This window comes from Pseudomonas arsenicoxydans (genome assembly GCF_006438915.1).
In the GTDB taxonomy this organism is placed as follows: domain Bacteria; phylum Pseudomonadota; class Gammaproteobacteria; order Pseudomonadales; family Pseudomonadaceae; genus Aquipseudomonas; species Aquipseudomonas arsenicoxydans_A.
Genome location: NZ_RCZE01000007.1, coordinates 199,250 through 226,174, shown reverse-complemented (window position 1 = coordinate 226,174; position 26,925 = coordinate 199,250). Strand labels below are relative to the sequence as shown.

Here is a 26,925-nt window from a genome sequence, read left to right as displayed (position 1 = left end):
CTCGTGTCTCTGATCGCTTCTGACCACTTCCGCATCGTTGTCGGCCTCGGCAAGAGCGGCATGTCCCTGGTTCGCTTCCTGGCGAACCGGGGCACGTCGTTTGCTGTGGCCGATACGCGGGAAAATCCACCGGAACTGGCCACGCTCAAGCGTGACTATCCGCACGTGGAAGTGCGTTGTGGCGAGTTGGACGTCGAGTTCCTGTGCCGTGCCGACGAGCTCTACGTGAGCCCTGGCCTGGCGCTGGCGACCCCGGCCCTGCAGGCTGCTGCCGCCCGTGGCGTGAAGTTGTCCGGCGACATCGAGCTGTTCGCGCGTAACGCGAAGGCGCCGATTGTTGCCATCAGTGGTTCCAATGCGAAAAGCACCGTCACCACCCTCGTCGGCGAGATGGCAGTCGCGGCGGGCAAGCGTGTGGCGGTCGGTGGCAACCTCGGTACGCCGGCGCTGGACCTGCTCAGCGACGACATCGAGCTGTACGTGATGGAACTGTCGAGCTTCCAGCTGGAAACCACCGATCAACTGAACGCTGAAGTGGCGACCGTGCTCAACGTCAGCGAAGACCACATGGACCGTTACAGCGGTCTGCCGGCCTATCACCTGGCCAAGCACCGGATCTTCCGTGGCGCCAGGCAGTTTGTGGTCAACCGTCAGGACGCCCTGAGCCGTCCATTGATGGGCGAGGGCCAGCCGTGCTGGACCTTCGGTTTGAGCAAGCCTGATTTCAAGGCGTTCGGTATCCGCGAAGAAGACGGCGAGAAGTACCTGGCCTTCGAATTCCAGAACCTGATGCCGGTGCGCGAGTTGAAAATTCGTGGCGCCCACAACCAGTCCAACGCCTTGGCGGCACTGGCGCTGGGCCACGCCGTCGGTCTGCCCTTCGATGCCATGCTCACGGCCCTGCGCAGCTTTGCCGGCCTCGAGCATCGCTGCCAGTGGGTGCGTGATCTGGACGGCGTCGGCTACTACAACGATTCCAAGGCCACCAACGTCGGTGCCGCGCTGGCGGCCATCGAAGGTTTGGGCGCGGACATCGACGGCAAGGTCGTGCTGATCGCCGGGGGCGACGGCAAGGGTGCCGAGTTCAATGACCTGCGTGATCCGGTGGCAGTCAACTGCCGCGCCGTGATCCTGATGGGCCGTGATTCCGACAAAATCGGCCAGGCTATCGGCGATGCCGTGCCGCTGATCCGCGTCGGTTCGCTGGTCGAAGCCGTGGAGCAATGCCGCGCAGCAGCCCACCCCGGTGACGTGGTGCTGCTGTCACCCGCCTGCGCCAGTTTCGACATGTTCAAGAACTACGAAGACCGTGGTCACCAGTTCGTCCAAGCCGTGGAGGAACTGGCATGAGCCTGAAAAACATCATCAAGCCTTATCCGTCGCCGATCATCACCGGGCGCGGTGTCGATCTCGACTTCCCGATGCTCGCCGGTTGCCTGGCCCTGATCGGCCTGGGGCTGGTCATGATTGCATCGGCCTCGACCGAAGTCGCCGCGGTACAGTCGGGCAGTGCCCTGTATTACATGATCCGCCACCTTATCTACATCGTTCTGGGCCTGGGTGCCTGCGTCATCACCATGATGATCCCGATCGCCACCTGGCAACGCCTGGGCTGGCTGATGTTGCTGGGTGCATTCGGTTTGCTGGTGATGGTGATCATTCCGGGGATCGGTCGTGAAGTGAACGGTTCGATGCGCTGGATCGGCTTCAGCTTCTTCAACGTTCAGCCTTCCGAGATCGCCAAGGTGTTTGTGGTGATCTACCTCGCCGGCTATCTGGTGCGTCGCCAGAAAGAAGTGCGCGAAAGCTGGATGGGCTTCTTCAAACCGTTCATCGTGCTGCTGCCAATGGCCGGCCTGTTGTTGATGGAACCAGACTTCGGTGCCACCGTCGTGATGATGGGGGCGGCGGCGGCCATGCTGTTCCTGGGCGGGGTCGGGCTGTTCCGGTTTTCCTTGATGGTGGTCCTGGCCGTCGCGGCGGTGGTGCTGTTGATTCAAGTGCAGCCGTATCGAATGGCGCGCCTGACCAACTTTGCCGACCCGTGGGCCGACCAGTTTGGTGCCGGTTATCAGTTGTCTCAGGCATTGATCGCGTTTGGTCGCGGCGAATGGCTGGGCGTTGGCCTGGGCAACAGCGTGCAAAAACAGTTCTACCTGCCGGAAGCCCACACCGACTTCGTGTTCTCGGTGCTCGCTGAAGAGCTGGGGGCCGTGGGCTCGTTGTGCACCGTGGCGCTGTTCGTCTTTGTCTGTATTCGTGGCATGTACATCGGTTATTGGGCCGAGAAGGCCAAGCAGTTCTTCGCCGCTTACATCGCGTACGGCCTGTCGTTCCTGTGGATTGGTCAGTTCCTGATCAACATAGGCGTGAACGTCGGCCTGCTGCCGACCAAAGGCCTGACCCTGCCGTTCCTCAGTTATGGCGGCAGTTCGTTGGTGATATGCGGTGCCTGTCTCGGCTTGTTGCTGCGCATCGAGTGGGAGAGTCGAACCCACCTGGGCAGCGAAGAGATGGAGTTCCATGAGAGTGACTTCGCCGAGGAGCCACCCCATGGGCGCTAACGTATTGATTATGGCGGGCGGCACCGGGGGCCATGTGTTCCCGGCACTGGCTTGCGCTCGTGAATTCCAGGCCCGCGGTTACACCGTGCATTGGCTCGGAACGCCGCGCGGTATCGAGAACGACCTGGTACCGATGGCCGGTATCGAGCTGCATCGGATCAACGCCAGCGGCTTGCGCGGCAAGGGCAAATTGTCTCTGCTCAAGGCGCCGTTCATGTTGCTCAAATCCGTCTGGCAGGCGCGGGCGATCATTCGTCAGCTGCGGCCCGTGTGCGTGGTCGGCTTCGGTGGTTACGTGACCGGCCCCGGCGGTGTTGCCGCCAAACTGGCTGGTGTTCCTGTGATTGTTCACGAACAGAACGCCGTGGCCGGTACCGCCAATCGGTTGCTGGTGCCGTTGGCCGCCCGAGTCTGTGAAGCGTTCCCCGACACCTTTACCCTGTCGGACAGCCGTAGGACCACCGGTAACCCGGTGCGCACCGAGCTGTTCCTCGAAACAGTGCGACCCGCCCTGGCCGGTCGCAAGGCGCGTTTGCTGATCCTGGGTGGAAGCCTGGGCGCAGAACCGTTGAACAAATTGTTGCCTGAAGCCCTGTCGCAAGTCGCCCCCGACCTGCGTCCGGAAGTGTTTCATCAGGCCGGTAAAAACCACGATGAGGTGACTGCAGAGCGCTATCGCGCGGCTGGCGTCGAGGCGCAAGTGCAGCCTTTCATCAAAGACATGGCCCAAGCCTATGGCTGGGCCGACCTGGTGGTGTGCCGCGCAGGCGCGTTGACCATCAGTGAACTGGCCGCCGCCGGTCTGCCCTCGATGCTGGTGCCTTTGCCCCACGCGATCGACGATCACCAGACCCGCAACGCCGATTATTTGGCCCGTGAAGGCGCTGCCTTCCTGATGCCGCAAAGAACGACTGGCGCAGCGGATCTTGCCGCTCGCCTGACAGAGGTCCTGATGCAACCACAACGACTCAACGAGATGGCTACTGCGGCACGCCGCCTGGCCAAACCCGATGCCACCCGTAACGTGGTCGATACCTGCCTGGAGGTGGCCCATGGTTGAGAATCAGAAAGCCATGCCGCAACCGGAAATGCGCCGCATCCGTAAAATCCACTTCGTCGGCATCGGCGGCGTGGGCATGTGCGGTATTGCTGAAGTGTTGTTGAACCTGGGCTATGACGTGTCCGGTTCCGACCTGAAGGCTTCGCCGGTCACCGAGCGCCTGGAATCTTTCGGCGCGCACATCTTTATCGGTCACCGCGCCGAGAACGCCGCGTCTGCTGATGTGCTGGTGGTGTCGAGCGCCGTCAACACCTCCAACCCGGAAGTCGCGACTGCGCTGGAACGCCGTATTCCGGTGGTCCCGCGCGCCGAGATGCTGGCCGAGCTGATGCGCTACCGCCACGGTATCGCCGTCGCCGGTACCCACGGCAAAACCACCACCACCAGCCTGATCGCTTCGGTGTTCGCGGCAGGTGGCCTGGACCCGACGTTCGTCATCGGTGGACGACTGAATGCCGCGGGCACCAATGCCCAGCTCGGCACCAGCCGTTACCTGATCGCCGAAGCCGATGAAAGCGACGCCAGCTTCCTGCACTTGCAGCCGCTGGTGGCCGTGGTCACCAACATCGACGCCGACCACATGGCGACCTACGACGGTGACTTCAACAAACTGAAGAAAACCTTCGTCGAGTTCCTCCACAACCTGCCGTTCTACGGTCTGGCCGTGGTGTGTCTGGACGATCCGGTGGTGCGTGAAATCCTTCCGCTGGTCAAGCGCCCGACCGTCACCTACGGCTTCGGCGATGACTGCGACGTGCGCGCGATCAATGTGCGTCAGCAGGGTATGCAGACCTTCTTCACCGTGCTGCGCCCTGACCGCGAGCCACTGGATGTCTCGGTGAACATGCCGGGCAACCATAACGTATTGAATGCGCTGGCGACCATCTGCATTGCCTCTGACGAGGGTGTCAGCGATGAAGCCATTGTCCAGGGCCTGTCCGGGTTCCAGGGCGTCGGTCGACGCTTCCAGGTCTACGGCGAACTGCCGGTCGAAGACGGCCACGTGATGCTGGTCGACGACTACGGTCACCACCCGACCGAAGTCGCCGCCGTGATCAAGGCCGTACGTGGTGGCTGGCCGGAGCGCCGTCTGGTGATGGTTTACCAACCGCACCGTTACAGCCGCACCCGCGACCTGTACGACGACTTCGTCAATGTACTGGCCGATGCCAACGTCCTGCTGCTGATGGAAGTGTACCCGGCCGGCGAAGAGCCGATCCCGGGCGCTGACAGCCGCAAGTTGTGCAACAGCATCCGCCAGCGCGGTCAGCTCGACCCGATCTACATCGAGCGTGGTGTCGACCTTGCGCCGCTGGTCAAGCCGCTGCTGCGTGCCGGCGACATCCTGCTGTGCCAGGGCGCCGGTGATATCGGTGGTCTCGCGCCAAAACTGTTGAACAGTCCGTTGTTCGCCGGTGCCGTTGCTGCACCTGCCGTGGGGAAGTTGAAATGACTGCTGCTTACGCCAACCTCGTTTCCACCGTCGCGCCGAAAGATTTCGGCCGCGTCGCCGTGCTGTTTGGCGGCAAGAGTGCCGAGCGTGAGGTGTCGCTGAAGTCCGGTAACGCGGTCCTCGCGGCACTGCAAAGTGCCGGTGTGGACGCGTTCGGCCTCGACGTCGGCGACGACCTGTTGCAGCGTTTGCTCAACGAAAAAATCGATCGCGCCTTCGTTATCCTCCACGGTCGTGGCGGTGAAGACGGCAGCATGCAGGGCCTGCTCGAATGCCTGGGCATTCCGTACACCGGCAGCGGCATTCTCGCTTCGGCGCTGGCCATGGACAAGCTGCGGACCAAACAGGTCTGGCACAGCCTGGGTATTCCGACACCGCGTCACGCCGTCTTGAGCAGCGAGGCCGATTGTATTTCCGCCGCGACGGAACTGGGCTTCCCTTTGATCGTCAAACCGGCGCATGAAGGTTCAAGTATCGGTATGGCCAAAGTGAGTTCCACGCCCGAGTTGATCGACGCCTGGAAAGCGGCCAGTACCTACGATTCGCAAGTGTTGGTCGAGCAATGGATTCACGGTCCGGAGTTCACCATCGCCACCCTGCGTGACCAGGTGTTGCCTCCGATTGCCCTGGGCACGACGCACAGTTTTTACGACTACGACGCCAAGTACATCGCCAACGATACCCAGTACCGCATTCCGTGCGGGCTCGACAGCACCAAGGAAAAGGAACTCATGGACCTCACGGCGAAAGCCTGCGAGGCGCTGGGTATCGCCGGTTGGGGCAGGGCAGACGTGATGCAGGACGCCGACGGGCAGTTCTGGTTCCTGGAAGTGAACACCGCGCCGGGCATGACCGATCACAGCCTGGTGCCGATGGCGGCCCGTGCTGCCGGTCTGGATTTCCAGCAACTGGTTCTGGCGATTCTGGCCGCCAGCATTACCGGCAACAACGAGCCGCGAGGGTAAGACCATGCAAGGCGCGCAGCTAAGACATCAGCCTCCACCCGCACCCGGCCGCAAGCCGGTGCCACGGGGCGCCAGCCGAATGGTGGCGAAAGAGCCGATGTCGATGCGCCTGCCGAAAGCCAATTTTGGTTTTCTCAAAGCGTTGTTCTGGCCAGTGCTGTTGGTTGCACTGGGGTTTGGCACTTACGAAGGCGCGCAGCGTTTGCTGCCGTACGCCGACCGGCCGATCACCAAGATCAACGTGCAGGGTGATTTGAGTTACATCAGCCAGCAAGCCGTGCAGCAGCGGATCGCCCCGTACGTGGCGTCGAGCTTCTTCACCATCGACCTGGAAAGCATGCGCACCGAGCTTGAGACGATGCCATGGATTGCCCACGCCGAAGTGCGTCGGGTGTGGCCGGATCAAGTGGTAATCCGCTTGGAAGAACAACTGCCGGTGGCCCGTTGGGGCGATGAATCGCTGTTGAACAACCAGGGCCAGGCGTTTACCCCGCGTGAGCTGGCGAACTACGAACACTTGCCACAGCTGTTCGGCCCACAACGGGCTCAACAGCAAGTGATGCAGCAATACCAGGTGCTGAGCCAGATGCTCAGGCCGCTGGGCTTCTCGATTGCACGCCTGGAGTTGCGTGAACGTGGCAGCTGGTTCCTGACTACCGGAGCCGGCAGTGCCGGCCCGGGGATCGAACTGCTGCTGGGGCGCGGCAACCTGGTGGAGAAGATGCGCCGTTTCATTGCCATCTATGAAAAGACGCTCAAAGAACAGATTACGAACATTGCGCGCATCGATCTGCGCTACGCCAACGGCCTCGCTGTTGGCTGGCGGGAACCTGTAGCGCCCACGACAGCCCAACCCGCTGTCGCGAAGAATTAAGAAGAGGCAGGACCCATGGCAAACGTGCAAAGCGGCAAAATGATCGTCGGTCTCGATATCGGCACCTCCAAGGTGGTGGCGCTGGTCGGCGAGGTTGCGGACGACGGCACGCTGGAAATCGTCGGGATCGGTACCCATCCGTCCCGTGGCCTGAAGAAAGGCGTGGTTGTGAACATCGAGTCCACCGTCCAGTCGATCCAGCGCGCTATCGAAGAAGCGCAGCTGATGGCCGGTTGCCGCATTCACTCGGCGTTTGTCGGCGTGGCCGGCAATCACATCCGCAGCCTGAACTCCCACGGCATCGTGGCGATTCGTGATCGCGAAGTCAGCGCGGCCGACCTTGAGCGCGTCCTCGACGCAGCCCAGGCTGTGGCGATCCCGGCTGACCAGCGCGTGCTGCACACCCTGCCGCAGGATTACGTGATCGATAACCAGGAAGGCGTTCGTGAGCCACTGGGCATGTCCGGCGTACGCCTGGAAGCCAAGGTTCACGTGGTCACCTGCGCCGTCAACGCCGCACAGAACATTGAAAAATGTGTGCGTCGCTGTGGCCTGGAAATCGACGACATCATTCTCGAGCAACTGGCTTCGGCCTACTCGGTGCTGACCGACGACGAGAAAGAGCTGGGCGTGTGCCTGGTGGACATCGGCGGCGGTACCACCGACATCGCCATCTTCACCGAAGGCGCGATCCGTCACACCGCGGTGATCCCGATTGCGGGTGATCAGGTGACCAACGACATCGCCATGGCGTTGCGCACCCCGACCCAGTACGCCGAAGAAATCAAGATTCGCTACGCCTGCGCCCTGGCCAAACTGGCCGGTGCCGGTGAAACCATCAAGGTGCCAAGTGTTGGCGATCGTCCACCGCGCGAGCTGTCCCGTCAGGCCCTGGCCGAAGTGGTCGAGCCGCGTTACGACGAACTGTTCACGCTGATCCAGGCCGAACTGCGTCGCAGCGGCTACGAAGACCTGATCCCGGCCGGCATCGTGCTGACCGGCGGTACGTCGAAGATGGAAGGCGCCACTGAACTGGCTGAAGAAATCTTCCACATGCCGGTCCGCCTGGGCGTGCCGCATGGCGTCAAGGGCCTGGACGACGTGGTCCGCAACCCGATTTATTCCACGGGCGTTGGCCTGTTGATGTACGGCCTGCAGAAGCAGTCCGACGGGATTTCGTTCTCGGGCATCAGCAGTCGCGACAGCTACAGCAATGAAGAACCGAAAGCCGCCTTGCTCGATCGCATCAAGAGCTGGGTACAAGGCAACTTCTAAAGATTTACCGCAGCACCGTTGTAGAGACAGGCAGTAGGCGAAAAAACTAGAGAACGTAAAGGAGAGGGAAAATGTTCGAACTCGTAGACAACATCCCCGCAAGCCCGGTTATTAAAGTTATCGGTGTTGGCGGAGGCGGCGGCAACGCTGTCAACCATATGGTCAAGAGCAACATTGAAGGCGTTGAATTCATCTGCGCCAACACTGATGCCCAGGCGCTGAAATCCATCGGCGCGCGGACCATCCTGCAACTGGGCACCGGCGTGACCAAAGGTCTGGGCGCCGGCGCCAACCCTGAAGTAGGTCGTCAGGCCGCTCTCGAAGACCGTGAGCGCATTGCCGAAGTCCTGCAGGGCACCAACATGGTGTTCATCACCACTGGCATGGGCGGCGGTACCGGTACCGGTGCGGCGCCAATCATTGCCGAAGTGGCCAAGGAAATGGGGATCCTCACCGTTGCGGTGGTGACTCGTCCGTTCCCGTTCGAAGGTCGCAAGCGCATGCAGATCGCCGACGAAGGCATCCGTCTGCTGTCTGAAAGCGTCGACTCGTTGATCACCATTCCCAACGAGAAACTGCTGACCATTCTTGGCAAGGACGCAAGCCTGCTGTCCGCATTTGCCAAGGCCGACGATGTATTGGCCGGTGCCGTTCGCGGTATCTCCGACATCATCAAGCGTCCGGGCATGATCAACGTCGACTTTGCCGACGTCCGTACCGTGATGAGCGAAATGGGCATGGCGATGATGGGCACTGGCTGCGCCAGCGGTCCGAACCGTGCACGCGAGGCCACCGAAGCGGCCATTCGCAACCCGTTGCTCGAAGACGTGAACCTGCAAGGTGCACGCGGCATCCTGGTGAACATCACCGCCGGTCCTGACCTGTCCCTGGGTGAGTACTCCGACGTGGGTAGCATCATCGAAGCCTTCGCTTCCGAGCACGCCATGGTCAAGGTCGGTACCGTTATCGATCCGGACATGCGCGACGAGTTGCACGTGACGGTGGTTGCTACCGGTCTGGGCGCGAAAATCGAGAAGCCTGTGAAGGTCATCGACAACACCGTTCACACCTCTATGGCCTCCCAGCCACAACAATCGGCGCCCGCTCGTCAGGAACAGCCAGCGGTGAACTACCGTGACCTGGACCGTCCGACCGTCATGCGCAACCAGGCTCAGGCCGGTGCTGCGACTGCCGCGAAGATGAATCCGCAAGATGATCTGGACTACCTGGACATCCCGGCTTTCCTGCGTCGTCAGGCTGATTGATGGAATGTATCAGGGCTATGAAGTTGATTGGTGTTCAGCAAAGGTCTGGTCTGCTATCATCGCCAGCCTTTGTTGATACCAGTTCGCAATTTGCGCTGAAGCGGCCCAAGCCATGATTAAACAACGCACACTGAAAAATATTATCCGTGCCACAGGTGTAGGCCTGCACTCCGGGGAGAAGGTATATCTGACCCTCAAGCCCGCGCCTATCGACACCGGCATCGTGTTTTGTCGTGCTGACCTCGATCCTGTGGTGCAGATTCCTGCTCGCGCAGAAAACGTTGGCGAAACCACTATGTCGACCACTCTGGTTAACGGTGACGTCAAAGTGGACACGGTGGAGCACTTGCTCTCGGCCATGGCTGGCCTGGGCATCGATAACGCCTACGTCGAGCTCTCCGCGTCCGAAGTACCGATCATGGATGGTAGCGCTGGACCTTTCGTATTCCTGATTCAGTCGGCCGGCCTGGAAGAACAGGACGCACCGAAGAAGTTCATCCGGATCCTGCGGGAAGTGACAGTGGAAGACGGCGACAAGCGCGCCACTTTTGTCCCTTTCGAAGGCTTCAAGGTGAGTTTCGAGATCGATTTCGATCACCCGGTTTTCCGTAACCGCACACAAAGTGCAAGCGTGGATTTTTCCAGTACTTCGTTCGTAAAAGAAGTCAGCCGCGCCCGTACCTTTGGTTTCATGAGTGACATCGAGTACCTGCGCAAGCACAACCTCGCACTCGGCGGCAGCGTTGAAAACGCTATTGTGGTCGACGCGGATGGTGTACTGAACGAAGACGGCCTTCGCTATGAAGACGAATTCGTGAAGCACAAGATCCTCGATGCAATTGGTGACCTCTACCTGCTGGGCAATAGCCTGATTGGTGAGTTCAAGGGCTTCAAGTCCGGACATGCATTGAACAACCAGCTGCTGCGCAAGTTGATTGAGCAGACAGATGCTTGGGAAGTCGTGACTTTCGAAGACGCCAGCACTGCACCGATCTCTTACATGCGTCCCGTCGCGGCCGTGTAAGCAAAAAACCTCTCTAGTTTTTAAAGGCTGCCTTCGGGTGGCCTTTTTTTATCTCCGTTTTACTGCATTGCCTGGGCGGGCCTCTTCGCGAGCAAGCCCGCTCCCACATTGGAATGCGATCAAATGTGGGAGCGGGCTTGCTCGCGAAGAGGCCGGCTGCCACAGCGCATACTCACTGGGCAGCCACCACGCGATTTCGCCCACCTTCCTTCGCCTGATACAGCGCTTTGTCCGCCATAAAAAGCAACTGTTCCAGACTGATTTCCTTTTCCGTTGTCCAGGTACTAATACCGATACTGACAGTAATCGGCAACTCAGCATCCGCCACCAACGGCATCTGCTCCACCGCCACGCGGATTTTTTCAGCAATCTGCCGGGCCCCCGCGTTGTCGGTTTCCGCCAGAATCACCGAAAACTCCTCACCTCCGTACCGCGCCACCAAGTCCCCGGGACGCCGTACATTGGCGCAGATCACCTTGGCCACCGCCCGTAACGCATCGTCGCCACCCTGATGACCGTGGCGATCGTTGAACGCCTTGAAGTGGTCGGCGTCGACCATCAGCACCGACAGCGGTTTGCCGGAACGTTGGGCGCGAAACCACTCATGGCGCAGGGTTTGATCCAGGGTCCGGCGGTTGGCGACACCGGTCAGGGCATCGGTGGCGGCCAACAGCGCCAGTTCCTGTTCGGCGTGATGGCGCAGCCGAAGCTCGCGGCACAGCAGCCAGGTCAGCCAGAGCAGGCCGATGCACAGCACGCCGGTGGCACCGCTGATGACAATCGCGGTGCGTTTCCAGGTGGCGAACACTTCGTTGCCGGAGAGCGCGACGATGACCGTCAACGGCAGGTTGCCGACCCTGGAAAAGGTGTACAGGCGTTGTTGATGATCGACGCTGGACACGCTGTCGAAACTGCCCGCGCCCTCACGCAGGATGCGTATGACATTGGGCCGGCCAGCGAAATTCTTGCCGACGGGGTCGTTGATCAAATGAGGTTTTTGCGCGAGCAGAATACCGTCGTCATTGATGATGCTCAGGGTGCTGCCGTTGCCGATGTCCAGGCTGTTGAACAACTGTTCGAAGTACGCGAGGCGCATCGACGCCACGGCGACGCCGAGAAACTCGCCGGAGGACGAGGAGATGCGTCGGCTGAAACTGATCCGCCACTCTTCGCTGTCGTCACAGTCGCAGCGAGGCTTGAACGGCCGGCTGATGAACATGCCGGTGTCGCTGTTAAACGCATGGGCGAGGAAATAGTCGCGGTCGGCGAAGTTGCCGGGCTTGGGCTCAACCAGCGATGAGTCGGCGAGCACGTCCCCGTGCTTGTCCAATAACAGAATGTCGCCCTTGAAGCGCGCCGTGGTGGAGCGGTCGAACAGCACCAAATGACGGATCTGCGGTGAAACCTGTTTCAGGTCTTCGCGCTGCGAGGCCGCAATCAGGCCTTGCAGGGTCAAATCGTAGAGCTCTACGGTGCGCAGCACGTCCGCGTCGATCAACTGCGCAATGGTGGTCGCGCTGCGGGTGGCGGCCTGCTGGGCATTGGCGTGTTCGCGGATCAGCAGAAACGCGACGATGCTGAGAATCGCGATCACCGTCAGCAAGCTGCCAAGCATCACCATGATCTCAGGTCGACCTGTCTTGCCTGAAAGGTGTTGTGGGTGGCTCACTGGCATGGGGCGGCTGTCTGCTTGAAGAGCATAAAAAAGGCCAGCAAAACACGCTGGCCTTTACTTGTTCAAGCTTAGAAGACATTGAGCGGGAACGCACTTGCGCTAGCCCCCAATGAAAAAAAGCCGCTGATAGCAGCGGCTTTGAAGACAACTTTTCAAAGGGAAGAGCCGATGAAAGGTGTCGAGGGAAACGGTAGTTCGATGAATCAGCTGTCTTTCTCAACCCGCGGCTGGGTGGCAGAAGTGGACGCTTGCGGGGTTTGCGCGGCATCTTGAGCCTTGGCCGTCATTTCGCTCTGGTATTGATCGTAGGCGGCGGCGCGTGCGGCATTTTGCGCGACGAACGTCTGCGATTCTTCCGCGATTGCGAACGGCGACAGGAACAATGAGGACAAAACGAAAGCGCTGGCAATACCCGTAATGTTGGACATCTTTTAAACCTTCTTGCTTGGCAAGTGCTGTTTGGTGCGGGCAAAGATAAGGATCTTGGCCTGTCGGAAACAGAGCCAATCGAAGAAAGGACTGTTGCGCCAGAAGCAACAGTGGTTCATAGGCAATGGTAGGCTTTTGTGGCGAGGGGGCTTGCTGTGGCGAGGGGGCTTGCCCCCGTTGGGCTGCGAAGCGGCCCCTTCTTGTAGCGTTTGTGAAAAAGCGCCAGTGCTGCGCACTGGAACGGGGGCAAGCCCCCTCGCCACAGGGAATTGGGTGGGGTCAGACGGGGAGGTGGATGCCGAAGGTATTTATGCCGTGGTCGCTGCGTACAAACACGTCGCCGCCATGCATCAGCGCAATCGCCTTGACGATCGCCAACCCCAATCCGTGATTGTTGCCACTGTTGCTGCGCGACGCATCCACCCGATAAAACCGCTCGAACAACCGCGGCAAATGCTCGCTGGCAATCGGCGATCCAGGGTTGGCCACACCAATACTTACCTGATGCTCCGTGACCTCGATCCGCACCTGAATCACTTGCCCGGGTTCAGTGTGCTGCACCGCGTTGCTCAGCAAGTTGATCAACGCCCGGCGCAGATGCGCGATCTCGATCCGCACCTGCGCATCACCGCTGACCTGCACCTGAACCTGCGCATCCTCAAGAATGAAATCCAGATACTCCAGCGTCGTCGCCACTTCATCCGCGAGCGAAGTGGACGTCAGTTTGGTGGCCTTGCTGCCCTGATCCGCGCTGGCGAGGAACAGCATGTCGTTGATGATCGAGCGCAGCCGTTCCAGTTCTTCGAGGTTTGATTGCAGCACTTCGAAATAGTGTTCGGCGGAGCGCCCGCGTGTCAGCGCGACCTGGGTCTGGCCGATCAGGTTGGTCAGCGGCGAGCGCAATTCATGGGCGACGTCGGCGTTGAACGATTCCAGTCGTGAATACGCCTGCTCGACCCGCTCCAGCGTAGAGTTGAACGAATTGACGAACTGGTTCAATTCCGGCGGCAGCGACGATAACCGCAAGCGCCCGGAACGCAGTGGCGGGGCCAGGCGCTGGGCTTCCTGGGACAACTTGATCAACGGCTTGAGGCCAATGCGCGCCACCCAATACCCCAACGCAGACGCCAACAACACACCAATAATCGCCAGGCTGATCAGCGCGATCAGCAGGTGATGCTGAGTCTCGAAAAACGTCTCGGTGTCGATGCCAATCATGAAGCGCAGTGGCGGGCGTTGATCCTTGGCCGGGAACTGGCTCACCAGCACTTTCAGCGGATAGGGATGATCCGGCAACTGCAAGTCACGCATGCCCAGTGGCCCTTCGGCGAAGGCGCGAATCTGCGGCGTCGGGTTGCCATATTCGTACTGCGGATCGCCGCTGATAATCCAGAAACTGATGCGCTTGTCTTCCTCGCCAAGCAGCTTGAGCTTGTTGTTGATCTTCACCCAATGCTCGGGCGTGCCGTAACGGCCGACCGTCGATTCGAGCACACTGTAGCGCGCATCCAGCTCGGCTTCGGGCAGCAGACCCAAGCCCTTGTCGACCTGCTGATACAACGCCCAGCCGATCAACAAAAACACTAACAGCGCCACCAGCGTGAACATCCCGCTCAGGCGCAGTGCGATGGAGTTACTGGACACCACGGCTCTCCAGCACATAACCCATGCCACGAATCGTGTGCAGCAGTTTCTCGTCGAACGGCCCGTCGAGCTTGGCCCGCAGACGCTTGATCGCGACCTCGACGACGTTGGCGTCGCTGTCGAAATTGATGTCCCAGACCATCTCGGCAATCGCCGTTTTCGAGAGAATTTCGCCTTGCCGACGGGCCAGCACACTCAGCAGCGAAAACTCTTTGGCGGTCAGGTCCAGCCGTGTGCCGGCGCGGGTCGCTTTACGGCTGATCAAATCTATCCACAGGTCGGCGATGCTCACTTGCACCGGTTCGTGACCGCCACTGCGCCGGGTCAGCGCTTGCAGGCGCGCCACCAGTTCGAGGAAGGAAAACGGTTTGCCGAGGTAATCGTCAGCGCCGTCGCGCAGTCCTTTGATGCGATCTTCTACGCGCTCGCGGGCGGTAAGCATGATCACCGGGGTTTGCTTGCGCGCACGCAACGCGCGCAGCACGCCGAAGCCGTCGAGGCCCGGCAGCATGACGTCGAGGACGATCACCGCATAGTCACTTTCCAGCGCCAGGTGCAGCCCTTCAACGCCGTCGCGCGCCACGTCCACGGTGTAACCCTGTTCCGTCAGGCCGCGGTGCAAATAGTCCGCGGTTTTTTCTTCGTCTTCGATAATCAGAACGCGCATGACCCCGCCTCAGTCTGTGGTCGCCAGGGCCGGTACCGGCGCTGGTTTGGGCCTGTGAAATAGCCGCTCAAGCCACAAGTATATGACCGGAGTGGTGAACAGCGTCAGCGCCTGGCTCACCAGCAAGCCGCCGACCACCGCGATACCCAGTGGCTGGCGCAGTTCGGCACCGGTGCCGTAGCCGAGCATCAGCGGCAGCGCACCGAGCAGGGCGGCGAGGGTGGTCATGATGATCGGCCGGAACCTTGTGATGCAGGCCTGGAAAATCGCCTCTTCCGGTGGCAAGCCACGGTTGCGCTGGGCGTCCAGCGCGAAGTCGATCATCAGGATGCCGTTCTTCTTCACGATACCGATCAGCAGCACCAGCCCGATCAACGCCATGATCGAAAAGTCCTGGCCGCAGATCCACAGCATGATCACCGCCCCGAGTCCCGCCGACGGCAGTGTCGAGATGATGGTCAGCGGATGCACGAAGCTCTCGTAAAGCACACCGAGAATGATGTACACCGCCACCAGCGCCGCCAGAATCAGCCACGGCTGGCTGGCCAGCGAACTCTGGAACGCCTGCGCCGCGCCCTGGAAGTTGCCGCTCATGGCCGCTGGCATGCCGATGTCGGCCTTGGCCTGGTTGAGCATGATCACCGCATCGCCCAACGCCACGCCGGGCGCGAGGTTGAACGACAAGTTGGCGGCCGGGAACATGCCGTCGTGGGCGATGGACAACGGGCCGACCGTGGGCGCGTCAAATTTGGCCAGCGCCGACAGCGGCACCATTTCCCCGCTCAGCGGTGAGCGCAGGTAGAAATAGTTAAGGCTTTCGGCCTTGCCGCGTTGCTGGGTGTCCAGTTCCAGTATCACGTTGTACTGGTTGATCTGGGTCTGGAATTCATTGACCTGACGCTGGCCAAACGCATCGTACAGCGCTTCGTCGACGTCACTGGCGGTCAGGCCGAAACGCGCGGCGGCGCTGCGGTCGATGTTGATGTGAGTGATGCTGCCGCCCAGTTGCAGGTCGTTGGAAATGTCGCGGAACGCGGGGTTGCCGCGCAGCTTTTCCGTGAGGCGCTGGGTCCAGGTGCTGAGGGTCGCGCCATCGTTGCTCTTGAGCACATATTGGTACTGGGCGCGGCTCGGGCCGGAGCTGAGGTTGATGTCCTGGCCGGCGCGCAGGTACAGCACGATGCCGGGGACTTTCATCAGTTGCGGACGAATCCGATCGATGAACTGGCTGGCCGAGACGTCGCGGTCGCCGCGTTTTTTCAGGGAAATCCAGAAGCGGCCGTTGGCGATGGTCTGGTTACTGCCCGACACCCCGACCGAGTGGGAAAACGCCGCAACCGCGGGATCCGCCGCGACGATTTCGGCCATCGCCAGGTGTTTTTTCACCATGTCGCCGTAGGAAATATCGGCGGCAGCTTCGGTGGTGCCGAGGACAAACCCGGTGTCCTGCACCGGGAAGAAGCCTTTGGGAATGAAGATGTAACCGACGATGGCCAGACAGAGGGAAAGACCAAACACACCGATCATCAATTTCTGATGGGCGAGGGCGCTGCGCAGCAGTTTTTCGTAACCTGTCACCAAGCGTTCGCCGAAGGTCGGTTTGCTGTGGGCGTGATGCACCGGCGCACGCATGAACAGCGCAGCCAGGGTCGGCGCCAGGGTCAGCGATACCACCACCGAAATCATGATCGTCGACGTCGCGGTCAGGGCGAATTCCTTGAACAGCCGACCGACCACGCCGCCCATGAACAGCAGTGGAATGAACGCCGCCACCAGCGAGAAACTGATCGAGACCACGGTAAAACCAATCTCGCCCGCACCCTTGATCGCCGCTTCGCGCATGCCGTCGCCGGCCTCAAGGTGGCGGTGAATGTTCTCCACCACCACAATCGCATCGTCGACCACAAACCCCACGGCCACCACAATCGCCACCAGCGTCAGGTTGTTCAGGCTGAAGCCCATGACATACATCAGCGCGAAGCTGGCGATCAGCGAAACGCCCAATACGGCGGACACGATCAGTGTCGCCGACCATTGGCGCAGGAACAGCGCCATCACCGCCACCACCAGCATGATCGCGATCAGCAGGGTGATTTCCACTTCGTGCAAAGACGCGCGGATGGTCTGGGTGCGGTCGACCAGTACCTTGACCTGCACCGAGGCGGGGAGCATCGCTTCCAGGGCCGGCAACGCGGCTTGAATACGATCCACCGTCTCGACGATGTTCGCGCCCGGTTGCCGGGAGATCACCAGGTTTACCCCAGGCTTGTCGCCGGCCCAGGCCTGAACGTAGGCATCTTCCGAACCGTTGACGACTTTGGCGACATCCCTCAGATGAACCGGGGCGCCGTCCTTGTAGGAAACGATGAGCTGGCTGTATTCCTCGGGGTGGAACAACTGGTCGTTGGTCGACAGCGTGGAAATGCTCGACTCGCCGTACAACGCCCCTTTGGCCAGGTTGAGGCTGGTGTTCTGGATCGCCAGACGTATGTCGGCGAGGGTCAGGCCGATGGCCGCCAGTTTGTCCGCCGAGGCTTGAACGCGAATCGCCGGACGTTGCTGGCCGGTGATGTTGATTTGGCCTACGCCATCGATCTGACTGATCTGACGCGAGAGCAGGGTTTCCACCAGGTCGCTGAGCTCAGTGCCGGGCATTTGCGTGGAGTTGACGCTGAGGATCAGTACCGGGCTGTCGGCCGGGTTGACCTTGCGCCAGGTCGGTAGCGTCGGCATGTCCTTGGGCAGCTTGCCGGCGGCGGTGTTGATCGCGGCCTGGACTTCCTGGGCGGCGGTGTCGATGCTTTTGTCGAGGGTGAATTGCAGGGTCAGGTTGGTCGAACCCAAGGCACTGCTCGACGTCATCTGGGTCACGCCTGGGATGGCGCTGAATTGCACTTCAAGCGGCGTGGCCACCGACGACGCCATGGTTTCCGGGCTGGCGCCGGGCAATTGCGCGGCCACCTGAATGGTCGGGAATTCCGCTTCCGGCAGCGGCGCAATCGGCAGGCGCGGGAAGGCAATGGCGCCGAGCAATACCAGCGCAAAAGTCAGCAGGAGGGTGGCGACCGGGTGATCGATGCACCAGGCAGAAACCGAGCCGTGGCCCTTCATGGCTTCGGCTCCGATTGCACCACTTGTGGCGGATCGGTCATCACCTGCACCGTCGACCCCGGCTTGAGCCGCGACTGGCCGTCACTGACCAGCACATCCCCCGGTTTCACGCCTTTGATGATGTCCTGGCCGCTGCCTTGAGCAACCACCTGCACGGTCACGGTTTCCACTTTGTCGCCGTTGACCCGGTACACGAAGTGTTGATCGAGGCCGCGTTGTACGACGGTGGGCGGCACCACCAACGCATCTTTCTCCAGGGCCGTCTGAATTTTTACCGTCACCAACAGGCCCGGCCAGAGTTTCTGCCCTGGGTTGTTGAATTCTGCCTTGGCGCGGATGGTCCCGGTGTTGGCGTTGATCTGGTTGTCGATCAGGGTCAAGTGACCTTCGCCCAGCAGATTGCCGGTTTCACCGTCGGTGTCGGCGCCAATGTAGGCCTTCACTTGTGCGCGTTGCGGGTCGCCGATCAGCCCTTGCAGGGTCGGCAACATTTGCTGCGGCAGGGAAAACTCGACGGCGATCGGGTCGATCTGCGTCACGGTGAACAGGCCCTGGGCGTCGGTCATGCGCAGGAAGTTGCCTTCATCGACTGTACGAATACCGACGCGTCCGGTGACCGGCGAGTGAATCTGTGTGTAGGAGAGTTGCACCTGAGCGGCGTCGATGGACGCCTGATTGCCTTGGGCGGTGGCTTTGAGCTGGTTGACCAGCGCTTGTTGCTGGTCGTAAGTCTGTTTGGACACCCCGTCGTCGACACTCAGCAACTTGTAGCGCTTGAGGTTGACCAGTGCCACTTGCAGCTGCGCCTGGCTTTCGCCCAATTGGGCGCGGGCCTGATCGAGGCTGGCACGGATCGAGCGGTCGTCGATGGTGGCCAGCAAGTCACCCTTATTCACCAATTGGCCTTCCTTGACCAGGATTTTGGTGAGAATGCCGTCGATCTGCGGGCGCACCACCACACTGTGCAAGGACAACACCGAGCCGATGCCGCTGACATAACGCGGCACGTCTTTCTCAACGACGTTGACCACGCGCACCGGGATGGCGGTCGGGGCGGCGAGCTTGGCAGTGGCCGGTTTGACGAGGTACCAGGTGCCCAGCGCTGCCAAGGCAATTAGCAGACCTGCGATCAAGGCGGGTTTTTTCTGAATTCGCATGCGAGTGGGGCGCCGGGCTGAGAGGTTGGGGTATTGTCAGGTTTATACCCTTCTTTATAACCCTGTCAGCCCGTCAGGAAGGTGACTGCTAACTGACGGGGCTGTCAGTTTGAGATTCAGCGGCGGTGGGTTCGCCAGCACAAACCCGACGGACTCACGCGCGGTGTGAAGCTTGCAGCTCTCGACACAGGTATACTGCCGCCTTTCGCGGCTCGCTGACCGGGCCCGACTCTATGTGCATCACCCGGAGCTTTCATGACTTCCCCGACAAAACCGCCGGTTGCCGACGCTTTGAGCGACGACCAGGCAGACCTGCCAGACAGCGTCGACTCCAGCGCAGACAGCGAAACCAAAGCCGCCATCCCGGCGTTCAAGTTCCCGTTCAAACCGGGTGATCTGGCGGCCGCGAAAAACGCCAGCCAGCCTTGGTACAAGAATGGCGCTAAGAATGGCCACACCAAGACGCCTGGCGCGGCGCCTCCGGGTACTCGTCGTTCGATGGGTAAGCGCTGAGTTTCAGATTCTGCGGTGCTTGATCTACCGCTTTCGCGAGCAAGCCCGCTCCCACATTTGATCTCCATCTGACACAAATTTTGTGCGCGAAGAAAATCTAATGTGGGAGCGGGCTTGCTCGCGAAGGGGTCATAACAGGCAACTCATCCCTTGGATCAAGCCACCCGCAACGAAATAAACGCATAATTCACCGGCGCTTCAGTCACCAGTTGCGCACCCGCCGCCTGCACTTGCCCGGCAATGTCATCCCCCGACACATGAAACAACCAGTCACTCTCCGTCGCCCCCAGTGGTTGCGCTGATACCTGATCGATGACCGTGGCAAACGCGTTCATGTCCGGCAGATAAGCGGTAAACCCGTCACCCTTAAGTGCCGTAGTCCGAATCCCCAACAACCCGCAAATTGCGTCCTTGGCCTGAACGTCATCGCGATCCGCCTGGCGAGAACGCTGGATCAACTCCGCCAGCTCCTGATCGACCAACTTGCCGCCGATGATCAAATCGGGGCCCTGTTCCCACGACTCGGGTGGGCAATCCTTGGTCGCTGTGTTCAGCAGGATGTGCGGGTTGATTTCCGCCGGGTAGATGCGGCACACCAGGGGTCGGCGCTCGTAGATGCCACACCGGTTGTCTTCGTCAAGATTCCGGCAGGGACCGACGTTATAAGCGGCAAAGGTGATCGCCACGTACGCCTCGGACGCGCCGCTTCGAACCACCACCGAGCGGCGTTCGGCGTGTTCGCGTTGTTGCACCGGCAGGCCCAGGCCGTTACCCAGAAAACCCTCGACCAGCACGATCACTTGACCGCCATCGGCCGCCCACATGCGGGCTTCCGCCAGGGTCAGGGGAACGTGGTGGTCGTTGCAGCACTTGCCGCAGCCTACGCAGGAAAACTTTGTATTCATTGATCGCCGGGCCGCATGTGAGGGCAAGAAACGGCGACAGATTGTCACCGCAATGCTCAGCGATGAAGCAAGTTATGCGCCATTCACTGGGCCTTGGCGGTCGGGCGAACGGAGTCCCATTCGGTCACGTAGGCGGTTTTGGTCTTCTTGTTGTAGAGGCACAGCTCGGTGCCTTGCTGGCCTTTCATGTGTTTTTGCGGGTATTGGCCTTGCAGCAGGAGGGCGGTGTAGTCGACCCGGTCATCGAATTGCGCAGGGTTGCCGACGGGCTTGGCGTTTTTCAGGCCGCTGGCTTTGGTGCAACTGGTGAGGACTGCTTTGTCGTAGGCGGCCCAGGCGTCGGGGCTGGAGGCTTGGGCCTGGGAGGCGAGGGCGGTGAGGCAGAGGAAGGTCAGGGTGGCGGCTTTCATTGTTCGGGCATCCGTTGGGCTTGTATGGCCGAGTATGCCTGAGGGTTTGATGGCGGTGTGTCAGGCGGGGACCGGTTCCCGGCGGACCACATACATCCCGGCACCTTCATACAGCCGCTGCGCCCGAAGGTTGTCTTCCAGGACCTTCAAATCAACAAACCCTTCCCGACGTAGCTGAAACACGTGAAACGCCTGCAGCAACAATGCGCGGCCCAGCCCGAGGCGTTGCGCCCGCGGGTGAACCACCAGGTTCTTGATGTAGGCGCTGGTCCAGCACTGGCATACACCGACGATGCCGTTGGCATCCAGCGCAATGAAACACAGGGCAGGATCGTATTCAGGGTCGGTTTCAAAGCGCTGCTGCCACACCTCCAGTGCCGGCACGCGGCCGCCACCGTCCCGGTAACCCAATTCCATCAACTGATGAACGGATTCTGCCCATTCAGGGCGGTATTGGCTGAGGACGATGCCTTCAGGCCAGGCGATCGCTGGCACAGCCTCGGCGAGGTTGCGCCGCATCAAATAGCAAAAGTCCTCGGCCACCTCTTAATGACCTTGTTCAGCGACAGCCCTGGCCGCCTCGATCAGGCATTTGGTCAGCTCAGGCGAAGAGAACTTGGTCAGCACCGCGTTAGCCCCGGCCAAACGTGCTTTTTCGCTGTTCATCGCACTGTCCAGGGAGGTGTGCAGCAGCACATACAGGTGCGAGAAGTCCGGCGTTTCGCGCAGGGTGCGGGTGAAGGCGTAGCCGTCCATCTCCGACATCTCGATGTCCGAGACGATCAGGTTGATCTGCTGGGCCGTACCTTGCAGGTCGAGCAGGCAGTCGATGGCTTCCTTGGCGCTGCGCGCGGTGTGGCATTGCAGGCCGAGGTTGCGCAGGGTGTGCACGGATTGTTGCAGGGCGACCTGGCTGTCATCGACCACCAGAATGCGCGCGCTGCCCAGGACTTCGGCGTCTTCCATGCTCAGTTCGGTCGGGGCCGTTTCGATCTGTGCCGGGGCGATGCCGTGGATGACTTTTTCAATGTCCAGCACTTGCACCAGCGTACCGTCGACCGAGGTCACGCCGGTGATGTACGAGCGCACGCCGCCGGAACCAAAGGGTGGCGGACGGATGTCGGTGGTCAGGCAGTGGACGATCTTGCTCACGGCCTGAACATGCAGGCCCTGCTTGGAGCGACTGACGTCGGTGACGATCAGGCAGCCACCGTTCGGGTCTTCCAACGGGCGCTCGCCGATGGCACGGCTCAGGTCGATCACCGACAACGACGCACCGCGCAGGGTGGCGATGCCTTTAACGTGGGGATGCGACTCCGGCAGCCGGGTCAGCGGCGGGCACGGGATGATTTCACTGACTTTGAGCAGGTTGATCGCCATCAGCTTGCCGCTGCGCAAGGTAAACAGCAGAAGCGAAAGTGAATCTGCGCGGGCTTTGTTGGAAGACATATGTACCTTCTGGAAAAAGGTGGTGGGCGATCGCGGGATTGCCAAAAACTATCGATATCGGGTTATCGACTTGTAGTGGGCAGGCTTTAGAAACATTCCCTGCCGTCAGCCAAGTGGTGAACCCTGTGGCGAGGGAGCTTGCCTGTGGTGAGGGGGCTTGCCTGTGGCGAGGGGGCTTGCCCCCGTTGGAGTGCGAAGCGCTCCCAGCTTTTCCCGCAAAGACCTGGTCGCTTGTCTCACGACCGCTTCGCGGCCGAACGGGGGCAAGCCCCCTCGCCACAAGTTTTCACTTACCTTGATGATTAGGCTATTTCATCCCCAACCGCTTGGCCATGCGCCCCAAATTCGCCCGGTCCAAACCCAGCTCACGAGCCGCGCTCGCCCAGTTGTTATGGTGTCGCTCCAGGCAAGCGCTGATCAATTGCCGCTGATAATTCTCCGTGGCTTCACGCAGATCACCGGCTACCAACGTCACAGGGCTGACGACTGGTTGTTCGGTAAGCACCTCAACACTGCCAGTAGGCAAATCAAGATCCGCCGCGCTCAAGCTGAGAATCTTCGGCCGATCCTTGCAATTACCTAGTGCTTTAAGCGCGCTACGACCAATCAAATGCTCCAGCTCCCGCACATTCCCCGGCCAGTTATAGGCCAGCAAGGCAGCCTGGGCGTCGCTGTTCAGGCGCAGGCTGTTGAGGCCCATGCGTGAGCGATTCTGCTCCAGGAAGAAGCCGCTGAGCAGCAATACATCCCGTCCGCGATCGCGCAGTGCCGGCACCAGCAACGGGTAGACGCTCAAGCGATGGTAGAAGTCGGCACGGTAGCGACCGTTGCGCACTTCTTCCGCCAGGTCACGGTTGGTCGCCGCGATCAGGCGCACGTCCACCGTGTGTTCCTTGTCCGAGCCCAAGCGCTGCAGCTGCCCGCTTTGCAGGACGCGCAGCAGCTTGGCTTGCACCGTCAGTGACAGCTCACCGACTTCATCAAGAAACAGCGTGCCGCCATTGGCCAGTTCGAATTTGCCGCGACGATCATTCATCGCGCCGGTGAACGCGCCGCGCACATGGCCGAACAACTCACTCTCCACCAGGGTGTCCGGCAGGGCCGCGCAATTGAGGCTGATGATCGGTTTGTCGGCCCGGGCGGAGGCAGCATGAATCGCCTGCGCGACCAGTTCCTTGCCGACTCCGGTTTCGCCGGTGATCAGCACGGTCAGGTCGCTGCCGCCCACCAGATTGATCTCTTCCACCAGACGTTTGTGGGTCTTGCTCTGGCCGATCATCTCGCGGTTTTGCTGACCGTTGGCCTGACGGTAAACCTCGGCGCGCTGGTGTTCGTCTTCGGCGCGGTTGGCCAGGCGCTCGATACGCTCGGCGGCGTTGACCGTGGCTGCAGCGAGGCTGGCAAAGGCTTGCAGGGCGTCCAGTTCGATGGGCTGAAATTGTTCCGGGTCGAGAGCGTCGAGGGTCAACAGTCCCCATGGGCGCTCGTCGATAAACAGCGGGCAACCCATGCAGTCATGCACTTCCAGATGATCGTCGAGACCCTCGACCAGTCCATCGTAAGGGTCAGGCAAGTCGCTGTCGGCGGCGAAGCGGGTCGGGCCGTGGCTGCTGAGCAAGGCCTCGAATCGCGGGTGCTCGCTGATTTTGAAGCGCCGGCCCAGGGTGTCCGTGCTCAAACCGTCGACGGCCAACGGCACCAACCATTCGCCATCAAGGCGCAGCAGGGCTGCCGCATCACAGGGAAGCAGCGCGCGCATGGTTTCGAGCAAGCGTCGATACCGCTCACCTTCGGGCAGTTCGCGGGACAGGTCAGAGACCAGGGGCAGCAGGGCAGTGAGCAGGGATTTTGCAGTCATAGTGACTCCGTGTAGTCGACATGACTATAAAGCGGCGTGTGTCGATATGACTACTATGTTTTTAAGATATTGATTTATATGGTTTTAATACTTGGCACGGAAACTGATAACTCTAAGGAAATACACATCAAGCTCCGGAGTCGTCCTTATGCTTAGCGTTCAAGACCGTGCCATCGTCAAATCCACCGTGCCGCTGCTGGAAAGCGGCGGCGAAGCGCTGATTACTCACTTCTACCGCATGTTGCTCTCCGAATACCCGGAAGTCCGCCCGTTGTTCAACCAGGCCCACCAGGCCAGTGGTGATCAGCCGCGCGCGCTGGCCAACGGTGTCTTGATGTACGCCCGGCACATCGACCAGCTCGATCAGTTGGGCGACCTGGTGGCCAAGATCATCAACAAACACGTGGCCCTGCAAATCCTGCCGGAACACTACCCGATTGTCGGCACCTGCCTGCTGCGTGCCATTGCCGAGGTGCTGGGCGAAGAAATCGCCACCCCTGAAGTCATTGCGGCATGGGGTGCTGCGTATGGTCAACTCGCCGATATTCTGATCGGTGCCGAAACCAGTATCTACGATCAGAAAGAACAGGCGCCCGGCGGCTGGCGCGGGGCGCGGGAATTCATCATTGCGGCCAAGGTTGAGGAAAGTGCGGAAATCACCTCCTTCTACTTCGAACCTGCCGACAAAGGCCCGATCTTTGCGGCGGAGCCCGGCCAGTACATCGGCATGAAACTGATCCTCGACGGCGAAGAGATCCGTCGCAACTACTCACTGTCGGCGCTGGCGAACAAGGGCCAGTACCGCATCAGCGTCAAGCGTGAAACCGGTGGGCGGGCGTCCAACCATTTGCACGATCAGTTGCATGTCGGGGCGAGTATCCAGCTGTTCCCGCCATCGGGCGAATTCACCCTGACGGCCAGCGATAAACCGCTGGTGCTGATCAGCGGCGGTGTCGGCATTACGCCGACACTGGCAATGCTTGAAGCCGCGCTGGCCACCGAGCGCCCGGTGCACTTTATCCACTGCGCGCGTAACGGCAGCGTGCATGCCTTCCGTGACTGGATCGATGGGTTGGCTGAGCGTCATCCGCAACTCAAGCGCTTCTATTGCTACGCTGAGGATGACGGTGTGAGTCCGGCAGCGGACAAGGTCGGGTTGTTGAGTCGGGAGCAACTGGGCGAGTGGTTGCCCGAGCAGCGTGACCTGGATGCTTACTTCCTGGGGCCTAAGGGGTTCATGGCGGCGATCAAGCGTCACCTCAAAGCGTTGGGGGTTCCGGAGAAGCAGAGTCGTTATGAGTTCTTTGGGCCGGCTTCGGCGTTGGAGTAACTGTTTGCGGCGACTCGGGAGACCGAGTCGCCTGCTTCGCGAGCAAGTCGAATCGTCGCACCGCCGCTCCCACACTTGACCGAGTTCTCTCAGGGGAATGCAGTCGAATGTGGGAGCGGGCTTGCTCGCGAATGGCCGCACCGCGGTCTTCAACCTTGAAAAACACTTCCAAAGTTAATCCCTTCTTAACCGGCTTATCGTTTATTCCCCCAAATCCACCGGCACGCGCCAGGCTCTCCAACCTCAGAGCCTGCGTGTAGACTGGCGGCAACTGCTATCTAAAAGGGAAACGCGATGAGCGAGGAAACAATGCGATTGGGCCGCGAACGGCGCTATCTGGTGTTGCTGGGCATCATCTGCCTGGCGCTGATCGGCGGCGCGCTGTACATGCAAATTGTGTTGGGCGAGGCGCCATGCCCGCTGTGCATTCTCCAGCGCTACGCGTTGTTGTTAATCGCGGTGTTTGCCTTTATCGGCGCGGCCACGCGCACACGTCGCAGCATCACCGTGTTCGAAACGCTGGTGGTCATCAGTGCCCTGGCCGGAGTCGCAGTGGCCGGGCATCACGTCTACACCCAGTTCTACCCTGCGGTCAGTTGCGGCATCGATGTGCTGCAGCCGATTGTCGATGGTCTGCCGCTGGCGAAAATCTTCCCGCTGGGCTTCCAGGTGGATGGCTTCTGCTCCACGCCGTACCCGCCGATCCTCGGTCTGTCGCTGGCGCAATGGGCGCTGGTGGCGTTTGTGCTGATCGTGGTTCTGGTGCCGTTGCTCACGTCGCGTAACCGTAAAGCTCTGCGCTGAGGCGCATCGCCGCACCGCTGCGTCACCCATGAAAACGCCCCGGCCCTCGTTGAGGGGGCCGGGGCGTTTTGCATTTTCAGAGGCCAGGTAAAAAGACCTTGATGCGCGACAAGCAGGGGTGCGACACGTGTGCGACATGTTGTCACAGCGCGAGTGTCGCAAGGCATTTCAAGGGGCTGAATTGGCATGGGGGCGGGCAACAAAATTGGTCTGTTGCGGCGGATGATCATCTAACCCCGGAAATGCTGGAGCAGGCAGTTTTAACAGGGGCTGGCGAATTGCCCTAGCCCTTGTCTCATAGGGGGTTGAGCAGTGTCGGGGTAGGGCGCAGCAGCCCCGAAGCTGTCTGAACTGCGTGCGGTAGACCTACTATTTTTGATGTTTTTGTTGAGAATCAATTTCGATAACATGCCGGACTTTTGCGAAATCCGTTAATGATTGTTGCTGGAATGGATAAAAATTATTTCGGGATGAGACATGGTTTATGAATCGT

At 60.5% G+C, this 26,925-nt stretch carries 23 protein-coding genes; 12 read left to right on the top strand and 11 right to left on the bottom strand.

The window, feature by feature from the left end; translation table 11 throughout:
* Positions 1-3: 3 nt before the first annotated feature.
* From murD to lpxC, 9 genes are all read left to right on the top strand, one after another.
* The gene (gene murD, locus EAH78_RS16805) at positions 4-1,350 is read left to right on the top strand and encodes a UDP-N-acetylmuramoyl-L-alanine--D-glutamate ligase (RefSeq protein WP_140668497.1); all 1,347 of its coding nucleotides are present in this window, start codon (positions 4-6) and stop codon (positions 1,348-1,350) included.
* Positions 1,347-2,564, top strand: a complete 1,218-nt coding sequence (gene ftsW / locus EAH78_RS16800; protein WP_140668496.1) for a putative lipid II flippase FtsW — start codon at positions 1,347-1,349, stop codon at positions 2,562-2,564. Before murD ends, ftsW begins: the two co-directional genes overlap by 4 nt.
* Positions 2,554-3,624, top strand: coding sequence for an undecaprenyldiphospho-muramoylpentapeptide beta-N-acetylglucosaminyltransferase (gene murG / locus EAH78_RS16795; protein WP_140668495.1), 1,071 nt, complete (start codon positions 2,554-2,556; stop codon positions 3,622-3,624). Before ftsW ends, murG begins: the two co-directional genes overlap by 11 nt.
* Positions 3,617-5,077: a UDP-N-acetylmuramate--L-alanine ligase gene (gene murC, locus EAH78_RS16790; RefSeq protein WP_140668494.1), complete on the top strand. Its 1,461-nt coding sequence runs from the start codon at positions 3,617-3,619 to the stop codon at positions 5,075-5,077. The genes murG and murC overlap by 8 nt, the downstream gene beginning before the upstream one ends.
* On the top strand, positions 5,074-6,042 hold the full coding sequence (locus EAH78_RS16785; RefSeq protein WP_140668493.1) for a D-alanine--D-alanine ligase: 969 nt from the start codon (positions 5,074-5,076) through the stop codon (positions 6,040-6,042). Before murC ends, EAH78_RS16785 begins: the two co-directional genes overlap by 4 nt.
* 4 nt (positions 6,043-6,046) lie before the next feature.
* Complete coding sequence (locus EAH78_RS16780; RefSeq protein WP_140668492.1) at positions 6,047-6,916, top strand: cell division protein FtsQ/DivIB; 870 nt, start codon at positions 6,047-6,049, stop codon at positions 6,914-6,916.
* Positions 6,917-6,931: 15 nt separating this feature from the next.
* Positions 6,932-8,191: a cell division protein FtsA gene (gene ftsA / locus EAH78_RS16775; protein ID WP_140668491.1), complete on the top strand. Its 1,260-nt coding sequence runs from the start codon at positions 6,932-6,934 to the stop codon at positions 8,189-8,191.
* 71 nt (positions 8,192-8,262) lie between these two features.
* The gene (ftsZ, locus tag EAH78_RS16770) at positions 8,263-9,456 is read left to right on the top strand and encodes a cell division protein FtsZ (RefSeq protein ID WP_007943486.1); all 1,194 of its coding nucleotides are present in this window, start codon (positions 8,263-8,265) and stop codon (positions 9,454-9,456) included.
* Positions 9,457-9,568: 112 nt separating this feature from the next.
* Positions 9,569-10,480 carry a UDP-3-O-acyl-N-acetylglucosamine deacetylase gene (gene lpxC / locus EAH78_RS16765; RefSeq protein ID WP_007943488.1) on the top strand — a complete coding sequence of 304 codons (912 nt, stop codon included), beginning with the start codon at positions 9,569-9,571 and terminating at the stop codon, positions 10,478-10,480.
* A 172-nt stretch (positions 10,481-10,652) separates the two neighbouring features.
* On the opposite strand, the gene EAH78_RS16760 is transcribed toward lpxC, so the two are convergent.
* From EAH78_RS16760 to EAH78_RS16735, 6 genes are all read right to left on the bottom strand, one after another.
* Positions 10,653-12,101 carry a GGDEF domain-containing protein gene (locus tag EAH78_RS16760; RefSeq protein WP_193560085.1) on the bottom strand — a complete coding sequence of 483 codons (1,449 nt, stop codon included), beginning with the start codon at positions 12,099-12,101 and terminating at the stop codon, positions 10,653-10,655.
* Between the two features lie 257 nt (positions 12,102-12,358).
* Positions 12,359-12,583, bottom strand: coding sequence for a hypothetical protein (locus EAH78_RS16755; RefSeq protein ID WP_140668489.1), 225 nt, complete (start codon positions 12,581-12,583; stop codon positions 12,359-12,361).
* A 280-nt stretch (positions 12,584-12,863) separates the two neighbouring features.
* The gene (locus tag EAH78_RS16750; RefSeq protein WP_140668488.1) at positions 12,864-14,228 is read right to left on the bottom strand and encodes a heavy metal sensor histidine kinase; all 1,365 of its coding nucleotides are present in this window, start codon (positions 14,226-14,228) and stop codon (positions 12,864-12,866) included.
* Positions 14,218-14,895, bottom strand: coding sequence for a heavy metal response regulator transcription factor (locus tag EAH78_RS16745; protein ID WP_007943491.1), 678 nt, complete (start codon positions 14,893-14,895; stop codon positions 14,218-14,220). Before EAH78_RS16745 ends, EAH78_RS16750 begins: the two co-directional genes overlap by 11 nt.
* A 9-nt stretch (positions 14,896-14,904) precedes the next feature.
* Positions 14,905-18,006, bottom strand: a complete 3,102-nt coding sequence (locus tag EAH78_RS16740) for a multidrug efflux RND transporter permease subunit (protein ID WP_140668487.1) — start codon at positions 18,004-18,006, stop codon at positions 14,905-14,907.
* Positions 18,003-19,163: an efflux RND transporter periplasmic adaptor subunit gene (locus EAH78_RS16735; protein ID WP_140668486.1), complete on the bottom strand. Its 1,161-nt coding sequence runs from the start codon at positions 19,161-19,163 to the stop codon at positions 18,003-18,005. Before EAH78_RS16735 ends, EAH78_RS16740 begins: the two co-directional genes overlap by 4 nt.
* 255 nt (positions 19,164-19,418) lie before the next feature.
* Between EAH78_RS16735 and EAH78_RS16730 the strand changes: the two genes are divergently transcribed.
* Entirely contained in the window at positions 19,419-19,676 is a 258-nt protein-coding gene (locus tag EAH78_RS16730) for a hypothetical protein (RefSeq protein WP_140668485.1), read from the top strand.
* 155 nt (positions 19,677-19,831) lie between these two features.
* Here EAH78_RS16730 and EAH78_RS16725 read toward each other — a convergent pair whose 3' ends face one another.
* From EAH78_RS16725 to norR, 5 genes are all read right to left on the bottom strand, one after another.
* The gene (locus EAH78_RS16725; RefSeq protein WP_140668484.1) at positions 19,832-20,581 is read right to left on the bottom strand and encodes a YkgJ family cysteine cluster protein; all 750 of its coding nucleotides are present in this window, start codon (positions 20,579-20,581) and stop codon (positions 19,832-19,834) included.
* Between the two features lie 83 nt (positions 20,582-20,664).
* Positions 20,665-20,991, bottom strand: coding sequence for a hypothetical protein (locus EAH78_RS16720; protein WP_140668483.1), 327 nt, complete (start codon positions 20,989-20,991; stop codon positions 20,665-20,667).
* 60 nt (positions 20,992-21,051) lie between these two features.
* On the bottom strand, positions 21,052-21,510 hold the full coding sequence (locus EAH78_RS16715; protein WP_140668482.1) for a GNAT family N-acetyltransferase: 459 nt from the start codon (positions 21,508-21,510) through the stop codon (positions 21,052-21,054).
* A 27-nt stretch (positions 21,511-21,537) separates the two neighbouring features.
* A complete protein-coding gene (locus tag EAH78_RS16710; protein WP_140668481.1) occupies positions 21,538-22,440 on the bottom strand; it encodes a chemotaxis protein CheV in 903 nt (300 codons plus the stop codon).
* Between the two features lie 307 nt (positions 22,441-22,747).
* The gene (gene norR, locus EAH78_RS16705) at positions 22,748-24,298 is read right to left on the bottom strand and encodes a nitric oxide reductase transcriptional regulator NorR (RefSeq protein WP_140668480.1); all 1,551 of its coding nucleotides are present in this window, start codon (positions 24,296-24,298) and stop codon (positions 22,748-22,750) included.
* 148 nt (positions 24,299-24,446) lie between these two features.
* Between norR and hmpA the strand changes: the two genes are divergently transcribed.
* Positions 24,447-25,628, top strand: coding sequence for an NO-inducible flavohemoprotein (hmpA, locus tag EAH78_RS16700; protein WP_140668479.1), 1,182 nt, complete (start codon positions 24,447-24,449; stop codon positions 25,626-25,628).
* Between the two features lie 294 nt (positions 25,629-25,922).
* Positions 25,923-26,432 (top strand): disulfide bond formation protein B, encoded by a 510-nt coding sequence (locus EAH78_RS16695; protein WP_140668478.1) that lies wholly within the window; start codon positions 25,923-25,925, stop codon positions 26,430-26,432.
* The last annotated feature ends 493 nt before the right edge of the window (positions 26,433-26,925 follow it).

Bases quoted from the DNA above. Each gene is read 5' to 3' on its own strand.
- ftsW (WP_140668496.1), top strand. From the start codon at position 1,347: ATGAGCCTGAAAAACATCATCAAGCCTTATCCGTCGCCGATCATCACC.
- murG (WP_140668495.1), top strand. From the start codon at position 2,554: ATGGGCGCTAACGTATTGATTATGGCGGGCGGCACCGGGGGCCATGTG.
- murC (WP_140668494.1), top strand. From the start codon at position 3,617: ATGGTTGAGAATCAGAAAGCCATGCCGCAACCGGAAATGCGCCGCATC.
- EAH78_RS16785 (WP_140668493.1), top strand. From the start codon at position 5,074: ATGACTGCTGCTTACGCCAACCTCGTTTCCACCGTCGCGCCGAAAGAT.
- EAH78_RS16780 (WP_140668492.1), top strand. From the start codon at position 6,047: ATGCAAGGCGCGCAGCTAAGACATCAGCCTCCACCCGCACCCGGCCGC.
- ftsA (WP_140668491.1), top strand. From the start codon at position 6,932: ATGGCAAACGTGCAAAGCGGCAAAATGATCGTCGGTCTCGATATCGGC.
- ftsZ (WP_007943486.1), top strand. From the start codon at position 8,263: ATGTTCGAACTCGTAGACAACATCCCCGCAAGCCCGGTTATTAAAGTT.
- lpxC (WP_007943488.1), top strand. From the start codon at position 9,569: ATGATTAAACAACGCACACTGAAAAATATTATCCGTGCCACAGGTGTA.
- EAH78_RS16760 (WP_193560085.1), bottom strand. From the start codon at position 12,101: ATGGTGATGCTTGGCAGCTTGCTGACGGTGATCGCGATTCTCAGCATC.
- EAH78_RS16755 (WP_140668489.1), bottom strand. From the start codon at position 12,583: ATGTCCAACATTACGGGTATTGCCAGCGCTTTCGTTTTGTCCTCATTG.
- EAH78_RS16745 (WP_007943491.1), bottom strand. From the start codon at position 14,895: ATGCGCGTTCTGATTATCGAAGACGAAGAAAAAACCGCGGACTATTTG.
- EAH78_RS16740 (WP_140668487.1), bottom strand. From the start codon at position 18,006: ATGAAGGGCCACGGCTCGGTTTCTGCCTGGTGCATCGATCACCCGGTC.
- EAH78_RS16735 (WP_140668486.1), bottom strand. From the start codon at position 19,163: ATGCGAATTCAGAAAAAACCCGCCTTGATCGCAGGTCTGCTAATTGCC.
- EAH78_RS16730 (WP_140668485.1), top strand. From the start codon at position 19,419: ATGACTTCCCCGACAAAACCGCCGGTTGCCGACGCTTTGAGCGACGAC.
- EAH78_RS16725 (WP_140668484.1), bottom strand. From the start codon at position 20,581: ATGAATACAAAGTTTTCCTGCGTAGGCTGCGGCAAGTGCTGCAACGAC.
- EAH78_RS16720 (WP_140668483.1), bottom strand. From the start codon at position 20,991: ATGAAAGCCGCCACCCTGACCTTCCTCTGCCTCACCGCCCTCGCCTCC.
- EAH78_RS16715 (WP_140668482.1), bottom strand. From the start codon at position 21,510: ATGCGGCGCAACCTCGCCGAGGCTGTGCCAGCGATCGCCTGGCCTGAA.
- EAH78_RS16710 (WP_140668481.1), bottom strand. From the start codon at position 22,440: ATGTCTTCCAACAAAGCCCGCGCAGATTCACTTTCGCTTCTGCTGTTT.
- norR (WP_140668480.1), bottom strand. From the start codon at position 24,298: ATGACTGCAAAATCCCTGCTCACTGCCCTGCTGCCCCTGGTCTCTGAC.
- hmpA (WP_140668479.1), top strand. From the start codon at position 24,447: ATGCTTAGCGTTCAAGACCGTGCCATCGTCAAATCCACCGTGCCGCTG.
- EAH78_RS16695 (WP_140668478.1), top strand. From the start codon at position 25,923: ATGAGCGAGGAAACAATGCGATTGGGCCGCGAACGGCGCTATCTGGTG.